This window comes from Desulfonema magnum (genome assembly GCF_017377395.1).
Classification (GTDB): domain Bacteria; phylum Desulfobacterota; class Desulfobacteria; order Desulfobacterales; family 4be13; genus Desulfonema_C; species Desulfonema_C magnum.
The window spans coordinates 5,271,946-5,293,198 of record NZ_CP061800.1 but is presented as its reverse complement, the minus strand read 5'-3'; the positions used below and the strand labels follow the sequence as shown (position 1 = coordinate 5,293,198).

The 21,253-nt window shown below is 44.8% G+C and carries 15 protein-coding genes; 5 read left to right on the top strand and 10 right to left on the bottom strand.

Annotated features, from left to right (window positions below):
- Positions 1-30 precede the first annotated feature (30 nt).
- Together dnm_RS20240 and sfsA are read left to right on the top strand one after the other, a co-directional pair.
- A complete protein-coding gene (locus tag dnm_RS20240; RefSeq protein ID WP_207678717.1) occupies positions 31-1,737 on the top strand; it encodes a glutamine--tRNA ligase/YqeY domain fusion protein in 1,707 nt (568 codons plus the stop codon).
- A 254-nt stretch (positions 1,738-1,991) separates the two neighbouring features.
- Positions 1,992-2,726, top strand: coding sequence for a DNA/RNA nuclease SfsA (sfsA, locus tag dnm_RS20235; protein WP_207678716.1), 735 nt, complete (start codon positions 1,992-1,994; stop codon positions 2,724-2,726).
- A gap of 89 nt (positions 2,727-2,815) precedes the next feature.
- On the opposite strand, the gene cooS is transcribed toward sfsA, so the two are convergent.
- Positions 2,816-4,846, bottom strand: coding sequence for an anaerobic carbon-monoxide dehydrogenase catalytic subunit (gene cooS / locus dnm_RS20230; RefSeq protein ID WP_207678715.1), 2,031 nt, complete (start codon positions 4,844-4,846; stop codon positions 2,816-2,818).
- Positions 4,847-5,966: 1,120 nt separating this feature from the next.
- Between cooS and dnm_RS20225 the strand changes: the two genes are divergently transcribed.
- The 3 genes from dnm_RS20225 (at position 5,967) to dnm_RS20215 (ending at position 8,726) form a co-directional block, all read left to right on the top strand.
- The gene (locus dnm_RS20225) at positions 5,967-6,290 is read left to right on the top strand and encodes a hypothetical protein (RefSeq protein WP_207678714.1); all 324 of its coding nucleotides are present in this window, start codon (positions 5,967-5,969) and stop codon (positions 6,288-6,290) included.
- A 187-nt stretch (positions 6,291-6,477) separates the two neighbouring features.
- Positions 6,478-6,759 (top strand): hypothetical protein, encoded by a 282-nt coding sequence (locus dnm_RS20220; RefSeq protein ID WP_207678713.1) that lies wholly within the window; start codon positions 6,478-6,480, stop codon positions 6,757-6,759.
- Positions 6,760-6,806: 47 nt separating this feature from the next.
- Complete coding sequence (locus tag dnm_RS20215; RefSeq protein ID WP_207678712.1) at positions 6,807-8,726, top strand: SpoIIE family protein phosphatase; 1,920 nt, start codon at positions 6,807-6,809, stop codon at positions 8,724-8,726.
- A 108-nt stretch (positions 8,727-8,834) separates the two neighbouring features.
- Here the strand turns inward: dnm_RS20215 and lptF are convergent, their stop codons facing one another.
- The 9 genes from lptF to hypB all read right to left on the bottom strand — a co-directional run bounded on the left by lptF (position 8,835) and on the right by hypB (position 19,804).
- A complete protein-coding gene (gene lptF, locus dnm_RS20210) occupies positions 8,835-10,010 on the bottom strand; it encodes an LPS export ABC transporter permease LptF (protein ID WP_207678711.1) in 1,176 nt (391 codons plus the stop codon).
- A 48-nt stretch (positions 10,011-10,058) separates the two neighbouring features.
- Positions 10,059-10,859 (bottom strand): peptidase MA family metallohydrolase, encoded by an 801-nt coding sequence (locus tag dnm_RS20205; RefSeq protein WP_207678710.1) that lies wholly within the window; start codon positions 10,857-10,859, stop codon positions 10,059-10,061.
- A 299-nt stretch (positions 10,860-11,158) separates the two neighbouring features.
- Positions 11,159-11,776, bottom strand: coding sequence for a hypothetical protein (locus tag dnm_RS20200; RefSeq protein ID WP_207678709.1), 618 nt, complete (start codon positions 11,774-11,776; stop codon positions 11,159-11,161).
- 325 nt (positions 11,777-12,101) lie between these two features.
- Complete coding sequence (locus dnm_RS20195) at positions 12,102-13,463, bottom strand: replication-associated recombination protein A (RefSeq protein ID WP_276571815.1); 1,362 nt, start codon at positions 13,461-13,463, stop codon at positions 12,102-12,104.
- A gap of 384 nt (positions 13,464-13,847) precedes the next feature.
- Positions 13,848-14,741: an intracellular short-chain-length polyhydroxyalkanoate depolymerase gene (gene phaZ, locus dnm_RS20190; protein WP_207678708.1), complete on the bottom strand. Its 894-nt coding sequence runs from the start codon at positions 14,739-14,741 to the stop codon at positions 13,848-13,850.
- A gap of 83 nt (positions 14,742-14,824) precedes the next feature.
- A complete protein-coding gene (locus tag dnm_RS20185; protein WP_207678707.1) occupies positions 14,825-15,796 on the bottom strand; it encodes an AAA family ATPase in 972 nt (323 codons plus the stop codon).
- 949 nt (positions 15,797-16,745) lie between these two features.
- On the bottom strand, positions 16,746-17,132 hold the full coding sequence (locus dnm_RS20180; protein ID WP_207678706.1) for a hypothetical protein: 387 nt from the start codon (positions 17,130-17,132) through the stop codon (positions 16,746-16,748).
- A gap of 514 nt (positions 17,133-17,646) precedes the next feature.
- Positions 17,647-19,035, bottom strand: coding sequence for a 23S rRNA (uracil(1939)-C(5))-methyltransferase RlmD (rlmD, locus tag dnm_RS20175; RefSeq protein ID WP_207678705.1), 1,389 nt, complete (start codon positions 19,033-19,035; stop codon positions 17,647-17,649).
- A gap of 94 nt (positions 19,036-19,129) precedes the next feature.
- Entirely contained in the window at positions 19,130-19,804 is a 675-nt protein-coding gene (hypB, locus tag dnm_RS20170; RefSeq protein WP_207678704.1) for a hydrogenase nickel incorporation protein HypB, read from the bottom strand.
- Positions 19,805-21,253: the final 1,449 nt, after the last annotated feature.

Below are 21,253 nucleotides of genomic sequence, written 5' to 3'. Positions count from 1 at the left end.
ATATAAAACAAGAAAGGAGCAGTTATAAATATGACCACAACCGATTCCGCCCCGCCCCCGAATTTTATTCGAAATATCATTGAGGAAGATTTAAAAACAGACAAATACAGCGGCAGGGTTATCACCCGATTTCCACCGGAACCCAACGGCTATTTGCATATCGGACATGCCAAATCCATCTGTCTCAACTTCGGCTTTGCTGCCGAATATAAGGATGAGTGCCACCTTCGGTTTGACGATACCAATCCCACCAAAGAGGAAGTCGAATATGTGGAATCCATCAAAGCGGATGTCCGATGGCTCGGATTTGACTGGGGAGAGCATCTTTATTACGCATCGGATTACTTTGACAAACTTTATGATTATGCAATTCAGTTAATCAGAGAGGGCAAGGCATATGTTGACAGCCTGAGTGCAGATGAAATCAGGGAACACCGGGGCACATTGACCGAGCCGGGCAAAGAAAGCCCGTACCGTAACCGCTCAGTCGAGGAGAACCTGGATATGTTCGGGCGCATGAAAGCAGGGGAATTCGAGGACGGAACGCATGTACTCCGGGCAAAAATAGATATGGCATCTCCCAATATGCTCATGCGGGACCCCACCCTTTACCGCATTCGAAAGGTTTCCCATCACCGGACAGGCGACAAATGGCATATTTACCCCATGTACGACTTTACCCACTGCCTTTCGGATTCCATTGAAGGGATCACACATTCCATCTGCACACTGGAATTTGAAAATAATCGCCCATTATATGACTGGGTTCTTGACCAGCTCAAGGTTTATCATCCCCAGCAAATTGAATTTGCCCGCCTCAACCTGACTTACACGGTCCTGAGCAAGCGGAAACTGATCGAGCTGGTGGAGGGCGGCCATGTCAGCGCCTGGGATGATCCCCGGATGCCCACGATCTCAGGGCTGAGGCGACGCGGCTATACACCGGAGGCGATTCGGAATTTCTGCGAACGCATTGGCGTGGCAAAACGGGACAGCATCGTGGATATGGCGTTTCTGGAATACTGCCTTCGGGAAGATCTGAACAAACATGCCCCGCGGGTGATGGCAGTGCTGCGTCCGCTTCGGGTTGTTATTGAAAACTATCCCGAAGATCAGGTGGAAGAGTTGGATGCCATAAACAATCCCGAAGACCCCGGCATGGGAACGCGGAAGGTTCCGTTTTCCCGTGTGCTGTACATTGAGCAGGATGATTTTCGTGAGGACCCGCCGAAAAAATTCTTCCGTTTGGCTCCGGGTCGTGAAGTCCGTCTGCGATACGCGTATTTCATCAAATGCACGGATGTGGTAAAAGATGAACAGACTGGCGAAATCATCGAGCTGCGCTGTACTTATGACCCGAAAACCCGAGGCGGAGATGCTCCGGACGGACGTAAGGTAAAGGCCACGCTGCATTGGGTTTCGGCTGCTCATGCAGTCAAGGCTGAAGTGCGTTTGTATGACCATCTCTTTACAAAAACAAATCCGACCGATGAAAAAAAATCTTCTGATTGGAAATCCTCTCTCAGTCCGAATTCATTGGAGAGACTGACAGAATGTTATGTCGAACCGAGTCTGGCAGACGCTGCCCCTGAAAGCCGTTACCAGTTTGAGCGACTGGGCTATTTTTGTGCTGACCGAGATTCTTCTGATACGTCGCCGGTGTTCAATCGGACAGTGACGCTGCGTGACGAATGGGCTAAGATTCAGAAAGCACAGAAGAAAAAAAAGAAATCATAAGTTTAATTTTTGCTGATTATAACGGATTTAGGGGAGGCCGGTAAAGCCCCGTGGGGGCGGCATGTTTGCAGCGTTTATCATGCCAGGCCGGTTCGGTAAAGATTTGCTACAAATATGTCGCCCTTACAGGGCTTGGTCGGCCCTCCCCTAAATCCGTTATAATCAGGAAAAAAACAAAGCGGATTTTTTGCTAAAATAAAATTTTAGCACTCCTTTTCAAAAATTTTATGGCGTACTCACAGACATATAACACTATGAAATCAGAAGGTCTTACCTGGCCGGCACTCATCCCCGGAACCCTCATCAGAAGATATAAGCGTTTTTTGGCTGATGTAAAATTGGAAAGCGGGGAGGTTGTCACTGCCCACTGTCCCAATTCCGGCACGATGAAAGAATGCTGCGATCCCGGAAATCCGGTTTATCTGTCATATCATGACAATCCCAAACGAAAGTTAAAATACACTTGGGAACTCATCAGAATGTCCACTTCGCTCGTGGGGGTCAACACGTTGGTGCCGAACCGACTGGTCTTCAAATCCGTTGACCAGGGAAGAGTGAAAGAACTCCGAGGCTATGACACGGTTAATCGGGAACCCAGGGTCGGAAGCCATTCCCGGCTTGATCTTCTTCTGAAAAAAGGGGAGAATGATGCGTGTTATGTGGAAATTAAAAACTGCACGCTGGTAAAAGACGGCATCGCGTGTTTTCCTGATGCGGTGACATCAAGAGGGTTAAAACATCTTGTTGAATTGCAAAATCTGGTTTCATCCGGGTATCGCTGCGTCATGTTCTACCTCATTCAACGGACGGACGCAAAGATTTTCAGACCTGCGGATCATATTGATCCGGCATATGGAAAGGAACTGAGACGTGCTGTGAATCACGGTGTGGAGATTATGGCCTATGATGTGCGGATTAATCTTGAGAGAATTTGTTTAAACAATAAAATACCTTATGATTTGCAGGCTGCGAAGTCACAGCAGAGATGAGATACATAAACTCTCTGCTGTGACTTGCAGGTATCAGGAGGCTAATCCAACAACAACTCGCAGCCCGCAAAAATTAAAAAATACTAAAACTAGGCCTCAAGCGCCTGGCGACTCGCCATATCCATAAGGACTCTTTCCCTGGCCTTGTCAATGCCGAGAGCCTTACGCTTTTTGTCTATATGGGCGATCATCTTCTGAGCGTGCTTAACAGGATCCACTTCAAGGTCCCACATGCCGCCGTAAATCTTTTCCAGCTCCTTGCTCAGATAATCATGGAACACGGGCGCTCCGGACGTGGGCAGCATATAACCGAAGACTGTGTAAACACCTGAGGTGACAAAATAATGACCGATGCTGATGGCCTTCTCACTCATCCATTCGGGCGCGCTTCCTGCTGCGGGGAGATCGGAGATGTCCTTGCCAAGACCGCCCGCTTTGACGACCTCGGTCGCGGCCAGGAGGATGCGGCTGTTGTCCACGCAGGACCCCAGATGAAGCACGGGCGGAATCCCCACGGTCTCGCAGACCTCGGCAAGCCCGGGACCGCAATAGACGGATGCGGCTTCGGGGGTGAGCAGTCCTTCCATGGCGCAGGCAATGCCGTTGCAGCCGGTGGTGAGAACGATCACGTCGTTTTTGATCAGCTCTTTGACAACCGCAATATGACCCTCATTGTGGCGTGTCCTGGCATTGTTGCAGCCCACCACGCCGGCAATACCCCGGATCCGGCCGTTGATGATGTTGTCATTCAGCGTGTAGTAAGTGCCGCGGAACGATCCTCCGAGGTGGTATTCTATGGACTCAACACCGAAACCCGCGATCTGGGTGTTCTTCTGCCGCGGAATCATGACCTCGGCGCCTCTGTTCTTAAAATTGTCAATGGCCAGTTTCACAATCTTCTCAGCGTCTTCCATGGCGTGATGCTCATCGAACTCAATATGCATCACATTATCCTGCTCCATTTTGGCAATGGGGTGGGTGGTGATGAGCTTGGTGTGGAAGCATTTGGCCACGTTGGCGAGGTTCTGCATGATGCACTGGATATCAACCACCATGGCATCGCACGCGCCAGTGATGATGGCCAGCTCCTGTTGCAGAAAGGTTGCCGCGGTGGGAATGCCGTGACGCTGGAGAATCTCGTTGGCTGTGCAGCAGATGCCCCCGAGCTGAATGCCCTTCGCGCCTTTGGATTTCGCGTACTCGACCATTGCCGGAGACTGGGCAGCTGCCACAATCATCTCGGAAAGAACGGGCTCATGGCCATGAACAATGAGATTCACATGGTCGTCCTTCATAACGCCCAGGTTTGCCTCGGACTGAACCGGGTACGGGGTCCCGAAAAGCACGTCCTGAAGATCCGTGGCCAGCATGGAACCGCCCCATCCGTCAGCAATGGCGGCCCGGGTCCCCTGTTTGATCAGGTTCTTGTAATCCTGGTCAACGCCGATATGGGTGCGGTGCATGATCTCCACGATCTCCCTGTCAATGTTCCGGGGAAGCACGCCCTGTTTTTTCCATTTCTCATACAGCGGTGCGGGCGCTCTCTTCAGGTAGTAAAGCTCGCCCTCTGCCTTGCCCCATTCGTTCAGGGCTTTTTCAGCCACTTCCACAGCGATCTCGTCAATGTCCCTGTCCAAGACTTCTCCGTCAACCTCAACTGTGGTGGCGACATCAAAATAGGGAGCGATGGACAGAAGTTTGTCCGCATCTTTGATCGCATAGTCGTGGGACTCTTTTCTTGCCACGGACAGAAAAACCTCGGCCACGCAGCGGCCATGGTCCGAATGGGCTGCGGCACCGCCCGCGATCATTCTGATGAAGTTACGGGCCGCGATGGTGTTCGGCGTCGCGCCGCAAAGCCCCTTTCTTGTGTCCTCGCCCTCAATGCCGCCCTTGGGAAGCGGAAGCCGACACGGTCCCATGGAGCAGTTCTTACAGCAGATTCCCTGCATTCCGATATTACACGGTTTCATGCTCTCTGCCCGGTCAAAGATCGTGTCAATTCCCAGATCCTGGGCCCGTGCGATCATTTCCTGAGTTGCTTTGTCAATAGAGGCTTTGACAGGGTCAGCAACTTTCAAGGCTTTTTCCTTTTTTACAGCTTTTTCTTTTTTTTCCATTTTGTCTGAGTCCTTCCTTCATGGTAAGGTTTGTATAAGGTTGAACAAAAAGCGAATGCTTTAAATTTTTCATAAACGACCATAAAAAATTTCATCCCGCCGTCTGAAAAAAAATTTTCGGGCGGTCCGTTTTCATGGTAAAAATGGTAAAAATTTCCTGAAAAATAGTCTGTCTGTTTTTCAGAAGCTTATCCTTGTGGCCGGAACAACACGAACAGAATGTCATTTCCGGCGCAGCGGTTAGGCCAGACAATTTATTTATTTGGAAATCATTACTCGGAAATCATAACCCATTTTAGCCAGAACAAATAGGCGTATGAAAATCTCTTTTTAAAATCTGCGGACATAGAGAATTTAGCAGGAAAGGCTGATCCCGCGGCTGAGAGTACAGATGTTTTTTTCTAAAATTATTATGATTTTTAATTTGTTATAAAATTTAAAGCATCATAAAAAATAGCAAATTGGTTTAATTTTAAAAATTTTATTTGCTATTAAGAATAATTACTATTTAAAATAAACGTGTCCTTTTTGTTTGTCAAGAAAAAGTGAAAAAAATTTTTGTCCAATTCTTCGGACTTGCTGTTTTTATGAAAATGGTTTATGTAAAATCCTAAATAAATGCCTGAGCAAAAGTTTTTCATACATCTTTTTTTCCGCGGGCAGCAGGAAAACCCGACTTTTTTCGTCACGGACAGCAGATTATTTCGGAAAAAAGGCGGGGTTTTTTATCATTATTCCGCCAGACATATCGGAAACATGTCGGTAAACGGAGGCTTAAACATGCTCAATATGAATAAAATGAGACTTTGCTCGAATATTGCGATTGGCTATGTCATCATGACGTTAGGGAACACAAAATAAATAATATACCCGATACAAAAAATGTAGGGTGGGTGAAGCGAAGCGCAACCCACCCTACACCAGGTATTTTATTTTCGGGGAAATCCCTTATTTCTGACGACTGCAGGAATCATAAGTTATCTTACATTCAGACACGACAGGGAAGAACTGGATGATCTGACGAACCATGCAGTACCGATAGAAAAAAATATGCAATGGAGATAGAGATCAATGTGGGAGAGCAGAAATCCGAAGTGATATAGACGCGGCAGAAGATGAATTGTTCAAAGCTGTCAAAACAGAGAAAGAGAAAGGTCTGACTAAAAAAGTTCGGAAAGACATTGTCTCATTGGAGAAACGCGGCAGAAACATCGTACAGCTTCAGCAGAGGATCGTAAATGGATTCCCAAACCTTATCAGGGAAATCGAAATGGCTGACAGTCTTCTTGACAATGATATCCAGCGACACGTCACCTATGACGCCGAAGAACTGAACTTCACTTTCGAAAAATTGGTGTCTCAGGCGAAACATATGGAGCAGTTTGTAAAAGAACTTCTGATCATAGTAAAGGGAAAAAGGGTAAAAAGGCCCATATTACGATAACCGATGAATCATCTGATCGTGGTATCTAGGATAAAAACAGCGGAGAGGAATGCCTCTCTGAATAATGTAAAAATAAGAAATCGGATTTTTGGGAAATGTATTTTCACAGTAAAAATAAGTTCTGATTGATATTTCAGGCAAAACATTTAAGACCTTTTCATATCTCATTTAATTCAGCAGAAGGAAAATGCTTCCGAAAAGCTCGCCCGGGACTGACAAGTCCCGGGCATTTCTGGCAGATTTGTCAGCCCGAGAGAAGCGGTCTATAGGCTTTAAGAAAAAGATTATCCGGAGTGCCAAACTGCAAGTTTGGCACTCCGGACTGTTTGGCAATTTTTCCGAAGCCCGGAAACCGGAAGCTTTCGCGAAACTGCAAGTTTGGCACTCCGGAGTGACGGACATTTTCTTAAAATCTATAGGATATTTCCATCTGCTGAAATTCAGGAATAGGCTGGACAGATATCTCTGATTAAAGAAAAAGAATATGAGGGCCATTCTGAGAAAGCAGATTAAGGCATGATAACAAAAGAAAGAAAATATCGAAAAACCAAACATCGAATAGCAAGGGCGCGTCCCCGACGTGCTGCCAAATTCAAGGCTCCTTTGAAAACAGAGGTGACAGACCAGGTTCGGTGCGAGATTCTCGCGAAACTGCGGCATGATCTCCGCACACCATTAAATGCAGTCATCGGCTATAGTGAAATGCTGTTGGAAGATGCTGAAGATATGACAGGACATCAGGATTTGATCTTTGTACTCAGAAATATTCTTTCAACTGGCAAACAGTCTTTTGAACTTGTCAACACGATCCTTGATCCTGAGAAAACAGAGGCCGGAGAAACCAAAATCGGTTTGGAGACCTTCGGAGCAAATCTGCGCCAGGAACTCTCCACGCCTTCAAATGCAATCGTCAGTTTTACTGAAATTTTACTGAAGAATGCAGAGGAACTGCATTATGAAAATGGTTTTATAGAAAGCAGTATTCCTGATTTTAAGAGAATTCATTCCGCTGCAGAAAATTTTTTGTCACTTATCAGGGGGACTGAAAATTTGTCAATGACCGATGTCGGCATTATGACACCGAGACAGACCCCGCCCGACATATTATTGCCGGCCGGGAATCAGACCGCCCGCACATCAGGGAAACATGATGATACTGTTGCGGTGACGGCCGATTGCGGAGATTTGCTCGTGGTGGACGACAATGACATGAACCGTGATTTGCTGTCCCGCCATCTTAAACGTCAGGGGCATAGCGTCACTGTTGCCGAAAACGGGCGTGAGGCCCTGTCAATGATTCAGGCCCATACCTACGATGTGGTGCTTCTTGATATTATGATGCCGGAAATGGACGGATACCAGGTATTACAGCATTTAAAAAGCAGCGAGGCATGGCGAGATATTCCGGTGATTATGATTTCAGCGCTGAATGAGATGAACAGTGTGGTGCGGTGCATTGAGATGGGGGCAGAAGATTATCTGCCCAAGCCTTTTGACCCGATATTATTAAAAGCCAGGATCGGGGCGGTTCTGGAAAAGAAACGGCTCCGAGATAAAGAACAGCTTTATCTCAGACGTCTGGAAGGGGAATTGGAAATCGGCCGGCAGATTCAGACCAGTTTTTTTCCGGATTTGCTGCCGCAGTTGCCGGGCTGGGAAATTGCAGCCTGGTTTCGTCCCGCGCGCCAGGTCTCCGGAGATTTCTATGATGCGTTTTTACTTTCCGGGGGACAGAGCGTGGGGATCGTCATCGCGGATGTGTGTGACAAAGGTGTGGGCGCGGCCCTCTTCATGGGATTGTTCCGCAGTCTGATTCGGGCCTTTGCCAATATGCACTATTCCGGCAGCCGGATGACGCTGTCTGAAGAAGGAGAAACCTCTCCTGATGCGGATCCCGGTCAGATGACCGAGAGGCAGCGTTCAATAAGCTCAGATCATGAAAACGCCTTAAAGACTGTTATTGCCCTCACCAATGATTATATCGCGCTGAACCACGGCAAGTCCAATATGTTTGCCACACTTTTTTTGGGGGTGATTGATCCGGAAACCGGCATGCTCACTTATATTAACGGGGGACATGAACCGCCGGTCATTACTGGCACGGATGGCGTAAAAAAACTTTTGGAACCTACCGGCCCGGCCGTGGGCATGTTTCCCGGTATCCCCTTTGATTCCGGAAAGATCAGCATCGAACCCGGTGATATGCTGGTTACTTTTACCGATGGTATCACAGAAGCGGTCGGAAAGGACGGAGGTTTTTACGGTAAGGAAAGACTTTTTTCAGTGCTGGCGGATCCGGCTGCTTCGGCCGGCGCATTGCTTGACCGAATTGAAACCAGTCTCAGCGACTATACAGCAGGGGCGGAACAATCGGATGATATTACGTTGCTGACCGTGCGACGAGTGCCGGAGACTCCCCCATATAAACGGGCATGAGCTGCCGGTCACAACGAACGATGAAAGTTTTATAGTTTTTCCTAACACTTAACACCTGACACCTAACACTTTCGCATAAACCTTCTGAAGTCTCCGCATGAAAGGGTGTCACCGAGTAACCAAAGATTTTAAGCGTGTTATGATTAGATTTGGAAAAAAATTTATCCATATGGGACGGTCATTTGCAGTTCTTACCAAAAAATACAATCCCATTCCCCCTGTGACAATATTCGGAACCCACATGCCGACCAGCGGCGGATAGACACCGGCTTCCCCAAAGACCATGCCTGCGGATAGTAAGAGATAATAAAACAGAAAGAACGCGAGTCCCAGGCCCAGACCAAAGGATCGTCTTACGGATTTTGACCTTACCCCTAAGGGAACAGCAAGGAGGCCCAGGGCAAAGCAGGCAAACGGAATTGAAAATCTTTTATGCCACTCCAGCAGGATGACATAATATTGCGCGTCTTTTTTGGTATCTTCTTTGATATACTGGCGCAGCTCATCAAGATTCATTTCTTTTCTGTTTTTCTTTCTGACTTTTGTCGTTGACAGCGTACCTGCAAGATCAAGGCTGACTTCGTAAGTTTCAAAATGAATTGAATTGACCGACCTGTTTTCAAGATCAACCTGACTGACAGTGCCGTTAAAGAGTCTCAGATGAAATACGGGCTTGTCCGGTTCGTTAAACAACTCCCCTCTTGGGGACACAATCGTGATAACAAGATTTTTGTTTCTTTGATCTTCGATAAAAACATCTGTCAGTGACTTGTCTTTTGCATTTATCTTATTGACATAGATCATCACATCTTTGAAATAATCATTAAATGTCCTTTCTTTAAGACCGATATTCACATTGGACGCGGCAACTTCAACAGTCAGTTCTTTCAAGGCCGTTGTCCCCCGGGGGGAGCCGTAAACAGTCATACCTGCTGTAAGAAGACATCCGACCAGACAGAACATGAATACTGGCGGAAGTAATTCATAAAGACTTACCCCCCCGGCTTTAAGAGCGATAATTTCATTATCGCCTGACAGACGAAGAAAGGTGAGAAGCGTGGTCATCATCACTGATATGGGAATAACGAATATAAGAAAATGGGGCATGGAATAAAGAATTATCAGCAAAACATCGGATACAGCGATTTTATAGTTTACAATCATGTTGGTAATATCAAGTATCCGTGTCAGGAGAAAAACAAATGCGAAAAATATCACATTAATAAAAAAAGGCGCTAGCATCTCTTTGAATAAATATTTATAGATAACGGTGTTGAGTTTCATAAAAATTTATGATTTGGAATTTGTGATTTGTGATTTGGTTGTTACGACTTAGAACTCATCATCATCCCCATCGTCATCTTTATATGCTCTTTTTTTAATCACCAATCTTACGAATCCGTATATCGCTGTCAATGCGGTGAGGAAAAAGAGAATGTCATAGATATGGATCGCCACATACACAAACCAGGTGGTTGTCCTTGTGAGATGCTGATGCCATGTTTTTTCAAGTTCATCCAGGGAAATTGAAAAATTTTTTCGGATTGCCGAATCAATTTCATCACCCGTTTTCAGATCGTTGAGCAGACTTATAATTTCATTTTCACCGAATTCTTTCTCCATATACATCACCAAACTTTTGCTCTCTTCATAAGCCAGGGAAACAGATCGTCTGTCCCTGGGAAAGCGGTAAGTCAGGGCATTCAGAGGCAAATAATTTCCAGTTAACACTGCCTCATCAAGTACGCGTTTCTTATCCATGATGAGTTCTGACATACCGTCACTTACCCATTGAGCGATGCCTTCATCTAGCCATTTGGGCAGGTTGTCGGTTCCGATGTGATGATGAAGCAGGAGATGGCATAATTCATGTTTCAGTGTTATTCTGAGAGTAAAAGGATGATTGTGCATTTTTGAGTAGTCAATCACGATCAGCTTTTTCCGAGGAACTGCAAATGCCACAAAAAAATTATTCCCTGTCATTCTTTGAAACGTCTGATTCTCCTTAACCAGCAGAACAGCAGGTTTCAAATTCAGTTTCCATCTGAGAAGTGTCTCCAGTTCCGATTTAATCTCCGGATAGATTGTTGTGACTTCTTTCGCGGCCGCGCCCAGCGACTCATCAAATATCACAACGAGCTCATTGGTTTGTATGACAGACCGCTGTGCTGCATAAAGGGATTCAAAAGAAACAATAAAAAGCAGAAATATGAAGAATAAAAGTCTGATCACTGAAAACCATATGGATGAAAGATTAATGTTTTTTTTTGGAGCAGAGAGACCAAGTAGCAGGTCGCAAAATTTTATTAATTCAGAAGAAAAGCCACACTCACAGAAACCGAACTGCCCCTTAGTCTGATGCATACAGGGGCAGTTCTTATAAGCCAGTCTGAGTAAAGCTAAAAAAGCCATCGGTTGCCGGAACAGATAAATTATTTTTCAGCCTCTTCAAGTTGGAAGGATAATTTGACATTAAGGTTTAATCCGCCAAGCTCATCAATTTTCTGAATCAGTCTGGCAGCCATATCTTCAACTTTTTTATCCTCTGAAACCGATGCGGCAACCTTCGACTCAGACAACGGTTTTACTGTTGCTTTTTCTTTTTTTACGGGTTTGGCTGGCTTAACTGCCTTGGCAGCTTTTTTAGCAGCAGGTTTTTTGGGGATGTCTTTGACTCCGGGTCTGGCTTTGGGAGATTCGACATACTGATTTAATCCGGGAAATTCTTCCAAAGCCTGAGCAAGCGTGTATCTGTCTTTTCCTGTCTTAAGGGTCAGGTCATATGCCTTTTTTTCCGAGAAGGCCAAAGCCTCCTGAACCATATGATAAACAAACCCGTTTCCTTTTTGCTCTCTTTCTATAAAATACCCCAGATGGCATTTATTGTGGTCACTTATCTTTGAAAGCATACTCGCGACATCCTGGACATTGATCGTTCTTCCCTCAGTTTCAGCGATTTTCTCAGAAATTTCCCGAGACTTCAAATCCTTTCCTGTCAGCAACACTCCGATAATCAGTTGAGCGTTGCTCTTTTTCCCTTGTTTTTTCATAGTCACCTCACAAATTTTTTTCAGATTTAACACGGTTCCGGGCATGATCATCGTTTCCTCCGATATCTCATTAAACGGAGTACCCGGAAAGTACAAACCGGACATCAGACCCGGGAGTGTCGGAAACTCAAAGGTTTTCGAATATTCGTGTCTGTCGTGTCTGATAACTGAGAAAAACAATGATCAGGGCCTGTTCCTCATTCCGTTATTTTGGAAAAATACGACTTTTTTTTTATTTTGGCAATCTTTTTCTTATGGTTCGTATAAAAAAAATTATGAAACTCCGAATGCCTGTCAGTTCTCTTAATATTCAGATATTAAGCTGCTATCCTTTCCTGCCCGCGTTCCCTTTTTTCAGACTTCTCCATTTGTCGAGCCTCTGTTTTATGATCTTTTCATAACCTCTCTCCGTGGGGAAGTAGTATAATTGTTCCCGGAGTTTTTTCGGAAGATATTCTTGGGAAACATATGCTTCCTTATAATCATGGGCATATTTGTAATCTCTGCCATATCCTAAATTTTTCATCAGCCCCGTGGGCGCATTTCGTATATGAAAAGGGACAGGAAGTGACCCTGAATGCTGAATCACTTCTTTAACTTTTCCGTAGGCAGCGTATATGCTGTTGCTTTTGGGAGCGGTTGCAAGATAGGCTGCTGCCTGGGCAAGTGCCAGGTCCCCTTCGGGATGTCCGAGAAATTTGAACGCCTCTGTCGCACTCAGTGCCATTCCAAGGGCCGAAGGGTCCGCATTTCCCACATCCTCGGACGCAAACCTCACCATCCTTCGGGCCACATACATCGGGTCTTCTCCCGCGGACAGCATACGACCGAGCCAGTAAAGAGCCGCGTCCGGGTCACTTCCCCGCAGACTTTTATGAAATGCGGATATAAGATTATAATGTTCTTCTCCAGCCTTGTCATAAAGCAGCGACTTGTTCTGCAAAGCATTTTCCAAGACCTGAAGGGTTATGCTCTGTGAGTTGCTCTCATGGGAAACATCATTTTCCGACACGAGCAGAGATGCTGCGATCTCAAGACAGTTTAAAGCGGAACGGGCATCACCGTCTGCGATGCGTATGAGATGGGAGAGGGCATCCTGATCCAAAACAAGGTTCATATCCCCGAGCCCTCGTTCCCTGTCTTTAAGGGCGTGTTCAAGTATGGCGGCAATATCTGCTGATGAAAGGGTCTTCAGGGTGATCACCCGGCATCGGGATAAAAGGGGCGCGATGACTTCAAAGGAGGGATTTTCAGTGGTCGCGCCGATCAGCGTGATCAGACCGCTTTCCACATGATGAAGAAAAGCATCCTGCTGACTTTTGTTGAACCGGTGTATCTCATCAACAAAAAGAATTGTCTTTTTCCGGTAAAGCGTTTGCTGGTCCTTGGCATCCTGAATCACCGAGCGGATTTCTTTCACACCGGACAGCACTGCTGAAAAATGGACAAAATAAGCGCGGGTTTCTCCTGCCAATATCCTGGCAAGGGTTGTTTTTCCGCATCCGGGCGGTCCCCAGAGAATCATGGAGAAGATGCGGTCTTTTTCAATGGCATGGCGGAACAGAGTCCCCTGGCCTGTAATATGGGTTTGCCCGACAAACTCGTTCAGATTTTTCGGACGCATTCTTTCTGCAAGGGGACCTGACGCTTTTGCTGCTTTCTGAGCCTGGTATTCAAAAATATCCAATGATTATCCCTTTCATAGCTGATTACAAAATTTTGACAAACCTGTGGCGCTGAACGGTCAGCCGGTAGGATAATACAGAAACTTAATGATGATGTAAAGTCAGAAAGCAAATTGGAAGAAATAACAGAATGCGAATGATGTTCCGTTTTTTGACTGATGAGTGGAGAAGCGGAAACCGTACAATATAGGCTTTGAAATAATGTCTGATATCCCGCGGCAATTCATTATCGGGGTGAGAATTATAAAAACACCCGGGTATCCGTAACCCCCTGATAACAAAAAGGCAGCATAAAAATTGGATGATACTTCAGATAAGGTATAAAGATTCTGAAACGTGGTTATGAATTGCTGGTTCTACTAGTCAGAACTCTCTGCTCAGATAAATTATGAAAATGCATTTGTTTTACTTGTCAGATAAGAAATAAGCTTATCCGGACAATCTGTCAGCGGAGAATGTCCGCAGTTCTCCAGAACAACAAGTTTCGCGTTACCCCCTATCCCGTCCGCTATTTCCTTTGCCATCATCACAGGGATAACACGATCCTTATCTCCCTGAATGACGAGGGTGGGAACATCAATTTTATCCACTTCTCCTGATCCGTTGATAATCCCGTTGTTTTCATTTGAAATGTTAAATTTTATAAGCGAGAGATATACATCTGTATGATTTTTTTGCGTGAGCATATCTTCCAAATATTCTTCGTATCTTTCAGGTGAGGGCTGTTTTTGCGTGTAGATCAGCTTATTCCATAATGCCCGCAGATAGGCCTTGTCTTTGTTTGTGACTGCGTTCACTATCGGCGCAATCTGTTTTTCAACTTCTTCTTTTGTTTTTACAAATTCTCCCAGAGGCTCTCCCTGATCATTAAATTTCAGCATCGGAAACCCCTTTATCCCGACAGATTCCACTAAGACCAGTTTGCTGACCTGCTGAGGATAATCGGCCGTAAATTGCATGGCAACCGCTCCGCCCGCGGACCAGCCTCCAAGGGTGAAATGTTCCAACCCGAGAGTATCTGCGAACAATTTTATATCTTGAGAAAAATCTTTCAGAGAAGTGACAGGGGTATTGTATGAAGAAATTCCGAATCCTCGCAGATCAATGGCAATGATCTTATAGTTTTTGGGAATTTTTTCCATAAGCATGTCCCAATGCTTTGAAGATGTCATATTTCCATGAATGAGAAATATGGTTCGGTTTCCATGATTTCTCTCTCTGTAGCCTATTGTTTCCCCGTTTGTCAGTTTTACAGATTTTAAAAGGATTTCTTCACTCATTAATAACTCCTTCATAAAAGTTAAGGACAGATCATAAGAAGGTCAGACCATAGCATAACGCGTCAAGTCAGTTTTAAAAAAAATCATCTCGGCACGGCGATATCCTCCAAAATATTTTGAATCACTTCCGTAACCGTGAGCCCCTCAATTTCATATTCAGGCCGAAGAATCAGGCGATGTTCCAGAACGGGTACGGACATGAGTTTGACATCATCAGGCGTGACAAAATCCCGTTCCTGGATAGCGGCAAAGGCCCGGCTGGCCAGAAGCAGCGACTGGGTCGCCCGGGGACCCGCGCCGACGAGTACGCTTTGGTGTGTGCGTGTTCTGCGCACAATATCAACAATATATCCCACAAGCTCCTCTTTTATCAGAAGCCCTTCCAGGCAGGTACGCAGTTTTGTCAGAATTTCAGGCGTGATGATCGGTTTTACAGCGCCGCCTGCCAGCGTCGCCTCAGGCGATTCTGTACCAAGCATCCTATTGGCCAGCATCAGTTCTTCCTCCCGGTCAGGATGATCCATTGTGATTCTGAGCATGAAACGGTCTTTCTGAGCTTCGGGCAGCGGATATGTGCCTTCGTATTCAATGGGGTTCTGGGTGGCAAACACCGTGAAATTTGGTGACAGAACATGAGTCTCCCGGTCAATGCTGACGGTTCTTTCCTGCATGGCCTGAAGGAGCGCGGACTGTGTTTTGGCAGGTGCCCGGTTGATTTCATCCGCGAGTAGGAACGTCGTGAACACAGGACCTCTGACTAAGGAAAATTCGTCCTTTTTCAAATCAAACACATGGGTCCCGGTGATGTCCGCGGGCATAAGGTCCGGCGTGAACTGGATTCGGGAAAACTCACATCCCAGCACATACGAGAGCGTCCGTACAAGCAGAGTCTTTCCTACTCCGGGAACGCCTTCAATCAGGGCATGACTGCCGGTAAAAATCGTAATCAGCGACTTATCCACCACATGATCCTGTCCGATAATGACTTTGGCAACTTCTTCTTTTGCTCGGGCCAGGACTTTTTTCAGAATATCTATATTATTATTCGATACCATAAGAGATTTGCTTGGTTTGGTCACGCTTATTTTTTACTGTGAAAATACATTTTGAAAACCCGGGTTTTTTATCTGAAAATATTTTCATAACCGGGGGCAAAAAACCCGGCTTTTTCATGAGCGTTTATAAAAAAACCTGATCCGGATAAACCGGAAATAACAAATTTCAGGCTCCGAATTTCAAGTAAATTTCAGATTTCAATATGCGAATGCCGGATAAGACTGAATCTCAGTTATTGCCAGGACACGCCCCCCCCTTGTTTCCGTGCTTCGCGTCCCGGACAGCAACATGAAAATCAGGAAGCGAAGCGTCCGCACTGCATTCCCACGCAAACCATGGGAACGAGATAAACGAGATAAATTTCAGTGCGGTGGGTTGCGCTTCGCTCCACCCACCCTACTTTTTTACATTTCCGGGTATTTTATTTTTGGGGAAATCCCTTACCTGATTTTGTTTTCTGACAAAATTTGCCTCGAAAATTTCAATAAAACAGATTAAAAAATATATGCTGTGAAATATGCAATTTTCATGCCATAAAAACAAAATCCAGTGGCTATAAAAATAACCAAAACAAAGGAGATAGTCAATGAAGAATTTGGTAGAAAAAATATGGATAAAGCTGAAGTTCGGCAAAACCAGCTTGACAAAATGATAAGAACAGACTCTGAATGATAAGAACAGACAGAGAATATTTTTGTGTTACAGCGGAATATTTGCTCAGTATTTCTTATGGCGGGGAGATGCGGACAGAGCAAACTTCTTAACTGTCAGATGTCAGATATTAAAATAAAAAAATGAATAATGCAAAGCGTTAACGTCTGATATCTGACACCTGACGCTTTTGTTTTATAAAGGCTCATGACCTGCCAGTCACAACGCAATATGAAGGTCTTACAATTTTTTTCCTAACACTTAACACCTGACACCTAACACTTTTTTTCATAAACATCATAAATAACAGTATCCTCGGCGAAGTTTATTTATTATTCTGTCAATAAATTCCTCTTTTTCTTTTAAGATATCCATAAATCGAATGCCAATCTCAAAAATATTTTTTTCAGCCAGCCATCTGTACCATCGTATTTCTATCCTTGATTCAAGAACACCCTCCGGTGAAAGAATCTTTAAGTCCAATTCAGGTTTTTGATCAGCGGCAATCAGGTGATGTCCGTTCAGAAAAACCCGGTCAGAATGAAGCGTGGCCCCGGAACACGAGAAATTATCCACTCTGACTTCTATCTTTTCCTGAAAATCAGGAAACCGGGCTTCAAGCAATCCATCCCAAAAAACCATGTATCGCTTTTTACACCGACGTTTCTTTTTCCCAAAAAACATAGTTACCGCCTTTCTGTTTCCAGCTGAATTCGCATTTAAGCAATCGCAGATTTGAAGTAAAGAATTCCCCCCTTCTCTATATCTGATATACACAGAAAGATTCTCTTTCTTACACCTTTTGTAAAAAATTGAATCCGCCCTTTGCACAAAGCTGATTTTGCGTATTGTCCGTGCAACAGATATTCACAGTGATAATATTCGGCTGAACAGACCGTGTTTATCATAAAATTTAAAATTCAGACCGTTTTCGAAAATTCAGACGATATAAGAACAGAGCAACAGGGAAGCAGGATAAAAAGCAATACCGTTCGGCACGATTTTTGCATACATTTGTAACTAACTGAATTCATATATCCGGAAAACTGAAATCCCGAAATGTCCGCCGGGCGTTTTTCGGAAACAATTTCTCCAAAATGCGGAAATGCCGGGCATTTCCGTCCGGCTATGCAAAAAATCATGCCGAACGATATTGGATAAAAAGGGAAATTTTTTTTCTTATCCTGCTTCCTTCAGTTTATTTTTTTTGAAGCTTTGCCACAGATTCTATGTGATATGTGTGCGGAAACATATCAACAGGCTGGACTTCCAAAATATCATAATCTTCTTTCATCATACCCATGTCCCGTGCCAACGTCGAGGGATTGCAGGAGACATAAACAATCCGTTCCGGAGCCATTTCCATGACCTGTTTCACAACATTTTTGTGCATCCCGACCCTCGGAGGATCAATAATCATCACCTCGGGGGTAATCGTAAGCTGTGAAAGACAATTCTTTATATCCCCGCGTATAAACTGGCAATTGGAAACACTGTTGACTCGGCAGTTATTTTCGGCATCCGCCACTGCACTTTCAATAATTTCCATACCAATTACTTTTTTCGCCAATCCCGAAAGATATAAAGCAATCGTGCCTGTACCGCTGTAAAGATCAACAACCGTTTCCCCGCTCGTAAGTCCGGCATAGTTTTTCACAGTTTCATATAAACGTTCTGCCCCCCGTGTATTTGTCTGAAAAAAAGAATTTGCAGATATCTCAAACTCAAAGGGACCGATCTTATCTTTCAGAACAGATTCCCCGGCAAGAAGGATTTCATATTCTCCGATGGCAATGCCTGCCTTACGCGACGTGATGTTGTTTATGACGGACACGACCCCGGGATATTTCTCCATGAGCAAGTCGGCAAGGGGCTGCACCGTGTCCCGGTCTTCTGACGCTGTGATAATATTTACCATCCACTGATCATAAGCCACAGAATGTCTCAGCATGACAAAACGCCAGAACCCGACATGGCTGCGAAGTCCATAGACAGGCACGCGGGAATGTTTTATAAATTTTCTGATATCTTCGAGAATATGGTTTCCGAGGTCCGGGTGAAGCAGACACGCGTCCGTGTCAAGAACCTTGTGAAACGTGCCTGGCACATGGAGCCCGAGAGCAAAATCCGTGTCAATATCTTCTCTGCCCATCTCATCAGGCAGGAGCCATCTTTTATCCGAACATGAAAACTCCATTTTATTTCTGTAACCAAAGATCAGTTCCGAAGGGATTGTCGGATGAACCGGAACATTTTCTATCACGCCGATATGCTCAATGGATTCCGAGACATGCTGCTGTTTGTATTCAACCTGTTTATCGTAATCTAAAAACTGCCATTTGCATCCCCCGCAATAATTGCTGTATTTACACGGCGGATCTGTTCTGAGGGGGGAAGGCTCAATGATTTCAAGAATCCGGGCCTCCGCATAATTCTTTTTTTTCTTTATGATGCGAACTTTTACATAATCCGAAGGCACGGACTGATCCACAAACACAGCAAGTCCGTTAACCCGCGTAAGTCCTTTTCCGCCAAACGCGATATCAGAAATTTTAAGTTCAATGATATCTCCCTTTTTAATTGCCATAATTATAATCCTTATTTAAAAAAAACAAAAACCGAGTTTTTACAAAAACCCGGTTTGTCTCAGCTTTCAATTCAGTTTTTCACAACACTCGGAATCAGTTTCTTTTTTCTGTTTTTTGCTTCACACAACGCCTGAGCCAGTCCAGCCAGGGATCAAATCCCTGTTCTGTCTTTGCGGATATTTCAAAAACAGACATGTCAGCATGTATTTGGCTGATATTCTTTATGGTATCCTTTATATCATAGTCAAGATACGGAAGCAAGTCTGTCTTATTTACCAAAGCAGCGTCGCAAACCCGGAACATCAGAGGATATTTCAGAGGCTTGTCTTCCCCTTCGGTCACACTGAGAATCACCGCACGCGCATCCTCGCCAATGTCAAACTCCGCAGGGCATACCAGATTACCCACGTTCTCCACAATCAGCAGATCTGTGGCATCAAGGTCAAGATTTACAGCGGCCTTTGCGATGACATGGGCCGCGAGATGGCAGTCTCCGCCAAATTCATCCGTATTAATCTGCACCACAGGCACACCGGTTTTGGCAAGCCGGTCAGCATCATTTGTGGTGCAGATATCTCCCACAATGACCGCTGTTCTGATTTCCGGCATGATATGAGAGAGCGTCTTTTCAAGCACTGTGGTCTTACCCGCACCCGGAGAACTCATCATGTTAAGGACAAAAATTCCTTTTTCTGTAAATATGTTCCGGTTCTGTTCCGCCATTGTATCGTTAACATCCAAAACCTTGCGAACGACTTTTATTTCCATTTCAATATCCTTGTTGTAAAATTATAATGAATAAAGGCGCATTGTTGTTAAGTACGGAGCAAAATGTTTTAATGTCAGCAGATCGAAAAGTTTCCGGGCTGTGCGGAGGACCTCGGAGAAACCCGGGTTTTTCCCCGGGACAGGACACCCTCCCCTGCCGGAAAAACCCGGGTTTCTTTGCCGTCCGTCCTCTTTGCCCTGTACACGGCCCGAAAACTTTTCGATCTGGTGAATGTTTAAAAGGGGTTTTAAACTTTTTTTCTGTGTACATGACAAAAAGTTGCGGTGCGGGAAGAAACCCGGCTTTTTTTCCCGGACGGGACACCTTCCCCCCATATGCATCAGGCTAAGAATGCGGGACGGCTGCCGGACGGGGTTTGCAACCCCGTCCGAAACGTTTGCGGGCGGCGATTCGGAAAATATTCCGGACGGGGTTGCAAACCCCGTCCGGCAAAATCAGAGTTAATAAAAACAGTAGGTTGTAATCTTAGCCTGATGCATATGCACCTTCCCCCCCCTCGGAAAAACCCGGGTTTCTTTGTTGCTCATCTTTTTTTGTCCTGTACACAGCTTTTTTTCTGACACTCATCGTGCTTATAAGAAAAATACAGTATTCGGTGTGAATTTCTTTATAATCTCTTCCCGAATCTGAAAACAAGTCTTTTTTTTAGATTTTCCGCTAATTCATGCCTGCTGTCTGTTCTATGGAAAATTGTCAGAACCTGTAAAATGGCTTATCTTTGGAAAGGTTATTTAAAAGTTGACAGGTATGGATTCCCATTATATTAGTTCTATATTTTTTATATGAAAGTGTCAGGTGTTAAGTGTTAAGTGTTAGGAAAAACTGTAAAACTTTCATCGTTCGTTGTGACCGGCAGTTCATGGCCGTTTATATGAAAGTGTCAGGTGTTAAGTGTTAAGTGTTAAGTGTCAGGAAAAACTACAAAACTTTCATCGTTCGTTGTGACCGGCAGTTCATGACCGTTTATATGAAAGTGTCAGGTGTTAGGTGTTAGGTGTTAAGTGTTAGGAAAAACTGCAAAACTTTCATACTTCGTTGTGACCGGCAGATCATGGCCGTTTATATGAAAGTGTCTGAAGTGAGCTAAAGTAACCAAAGTGCCTGAAGTTAAAAGTTCTTTCATGTTTCGTTGTGAGCGGACCGCTCATGGCCGTTTATATGAAAGTGTCTGAAGTGACTGAAGTTAATAAAGTGACTGAAGTTAAAAGTTCTTTCATGTTTCGTTGTGAGCGGAGCGCTCATGGCCGTTTATATGAAAGTGTCAGGTGTTAGGTGTTAAGTGTTAAGTGTTAAGTCTTAGGAAAAAACAGTAAAACTTTCATTTTTCGTTGTGACCGGCAGGTCATGCCCGTTTATATGAAAGTGTCAGGTGTTAGGTGTTAGGTGTTAAGTGTTAGGAAAAACTGCAAAACTTTCATACTTCGTTG

What these genes read in the sequence shown, in the direction of transcription:
- dnm_RS20180 (WP_207678706.1), bottom strand. Translation starts at nt 17,132, where the DNA reads ATGTTTTTTGGGAAAAAGAAACGTCGGTGTAAAAAGCGATACATGGTT.
- phaZ (WP_207678708.1), bottom strand. Translation starts at nt 14,741, where the DNA reads ATGAGTGAAGAAATCCTTTTAAAATCTGTAAAACTGACAAACGGGGAA.
- dnm_RS20220 (WP_207678713.1), top strand. Translation starts at nt 6,478, where the DNA reads ATGCTTCCGAAAAGCTCGCCCGGGACTGACAAGTCCCGGGCATTTCTG.
- cooS (WP_207678715.1), bottom strand. Translation starts at nt 4,846, where the DNA reads ATGGAAAAAAAAGAAAAAGCTGTAAAAAAGGAAAAAGCCTTGAAAGTT.
- dnm_RS20185 (WP_207678707.1), bottom strand. Translation starts at nt 15,796, where the DNA reads ATGGTATCGAATAATAATATAGATATTCTGAAAAAAGTCCTGGCCCGA.
- rlmD (WP_207678705.1), bottom strand. Translation starts at nt 19,035, where the DNA reads ATGGCAATTAAAAAGGGAGATATCATTGAACTTAAAATTTCTGATATC.
- lptF (WP_207678711.1), bottom strand. Translation starts at nt 10,010, where the DNA reads ATGAAACTCAACACCGTTATCTATAAATATTTATTCAAAGAGATGCTA.
- hypB (WP_207678704.1), bottom strand. Translation starts at nt 19,804, where the DNA reads ATGGAAATAAAAGTCGTTCGCAAGGTTTTGGATGTTAACGATACAATG.
- dnm_RS20215 (WP_207678712.1), top strand. Translation starts at nt 6,807, where the DNA reads ATGATAACAAAAGAAAGAAAATATCGAAAAACCAAACATCGAATAGCA.
- dnm_RS20240 (WP_207678717.1), top strand. Translation starts at nt 31, where the DNA reads ATGACCACAACCGATTCCGCCCCGCCCCCGAATTTTATTCGAAATATC.
- sfsA (WP_207678716.1), top strand. Translation starts at nt 1,992, where the DNA reads ATGAAATCAGAAGGTCTTACCTGGCCGGCACTCATCCCCGGAACCCTC.
- dnm_RS20200 (WP_207678709.1), bottom strand. Translation starts at nt 11,776, where the DNA reads ATGAAAAAACAAGGGAAAAAGAGCAACGCTCAACTGATTATCGGAGTG.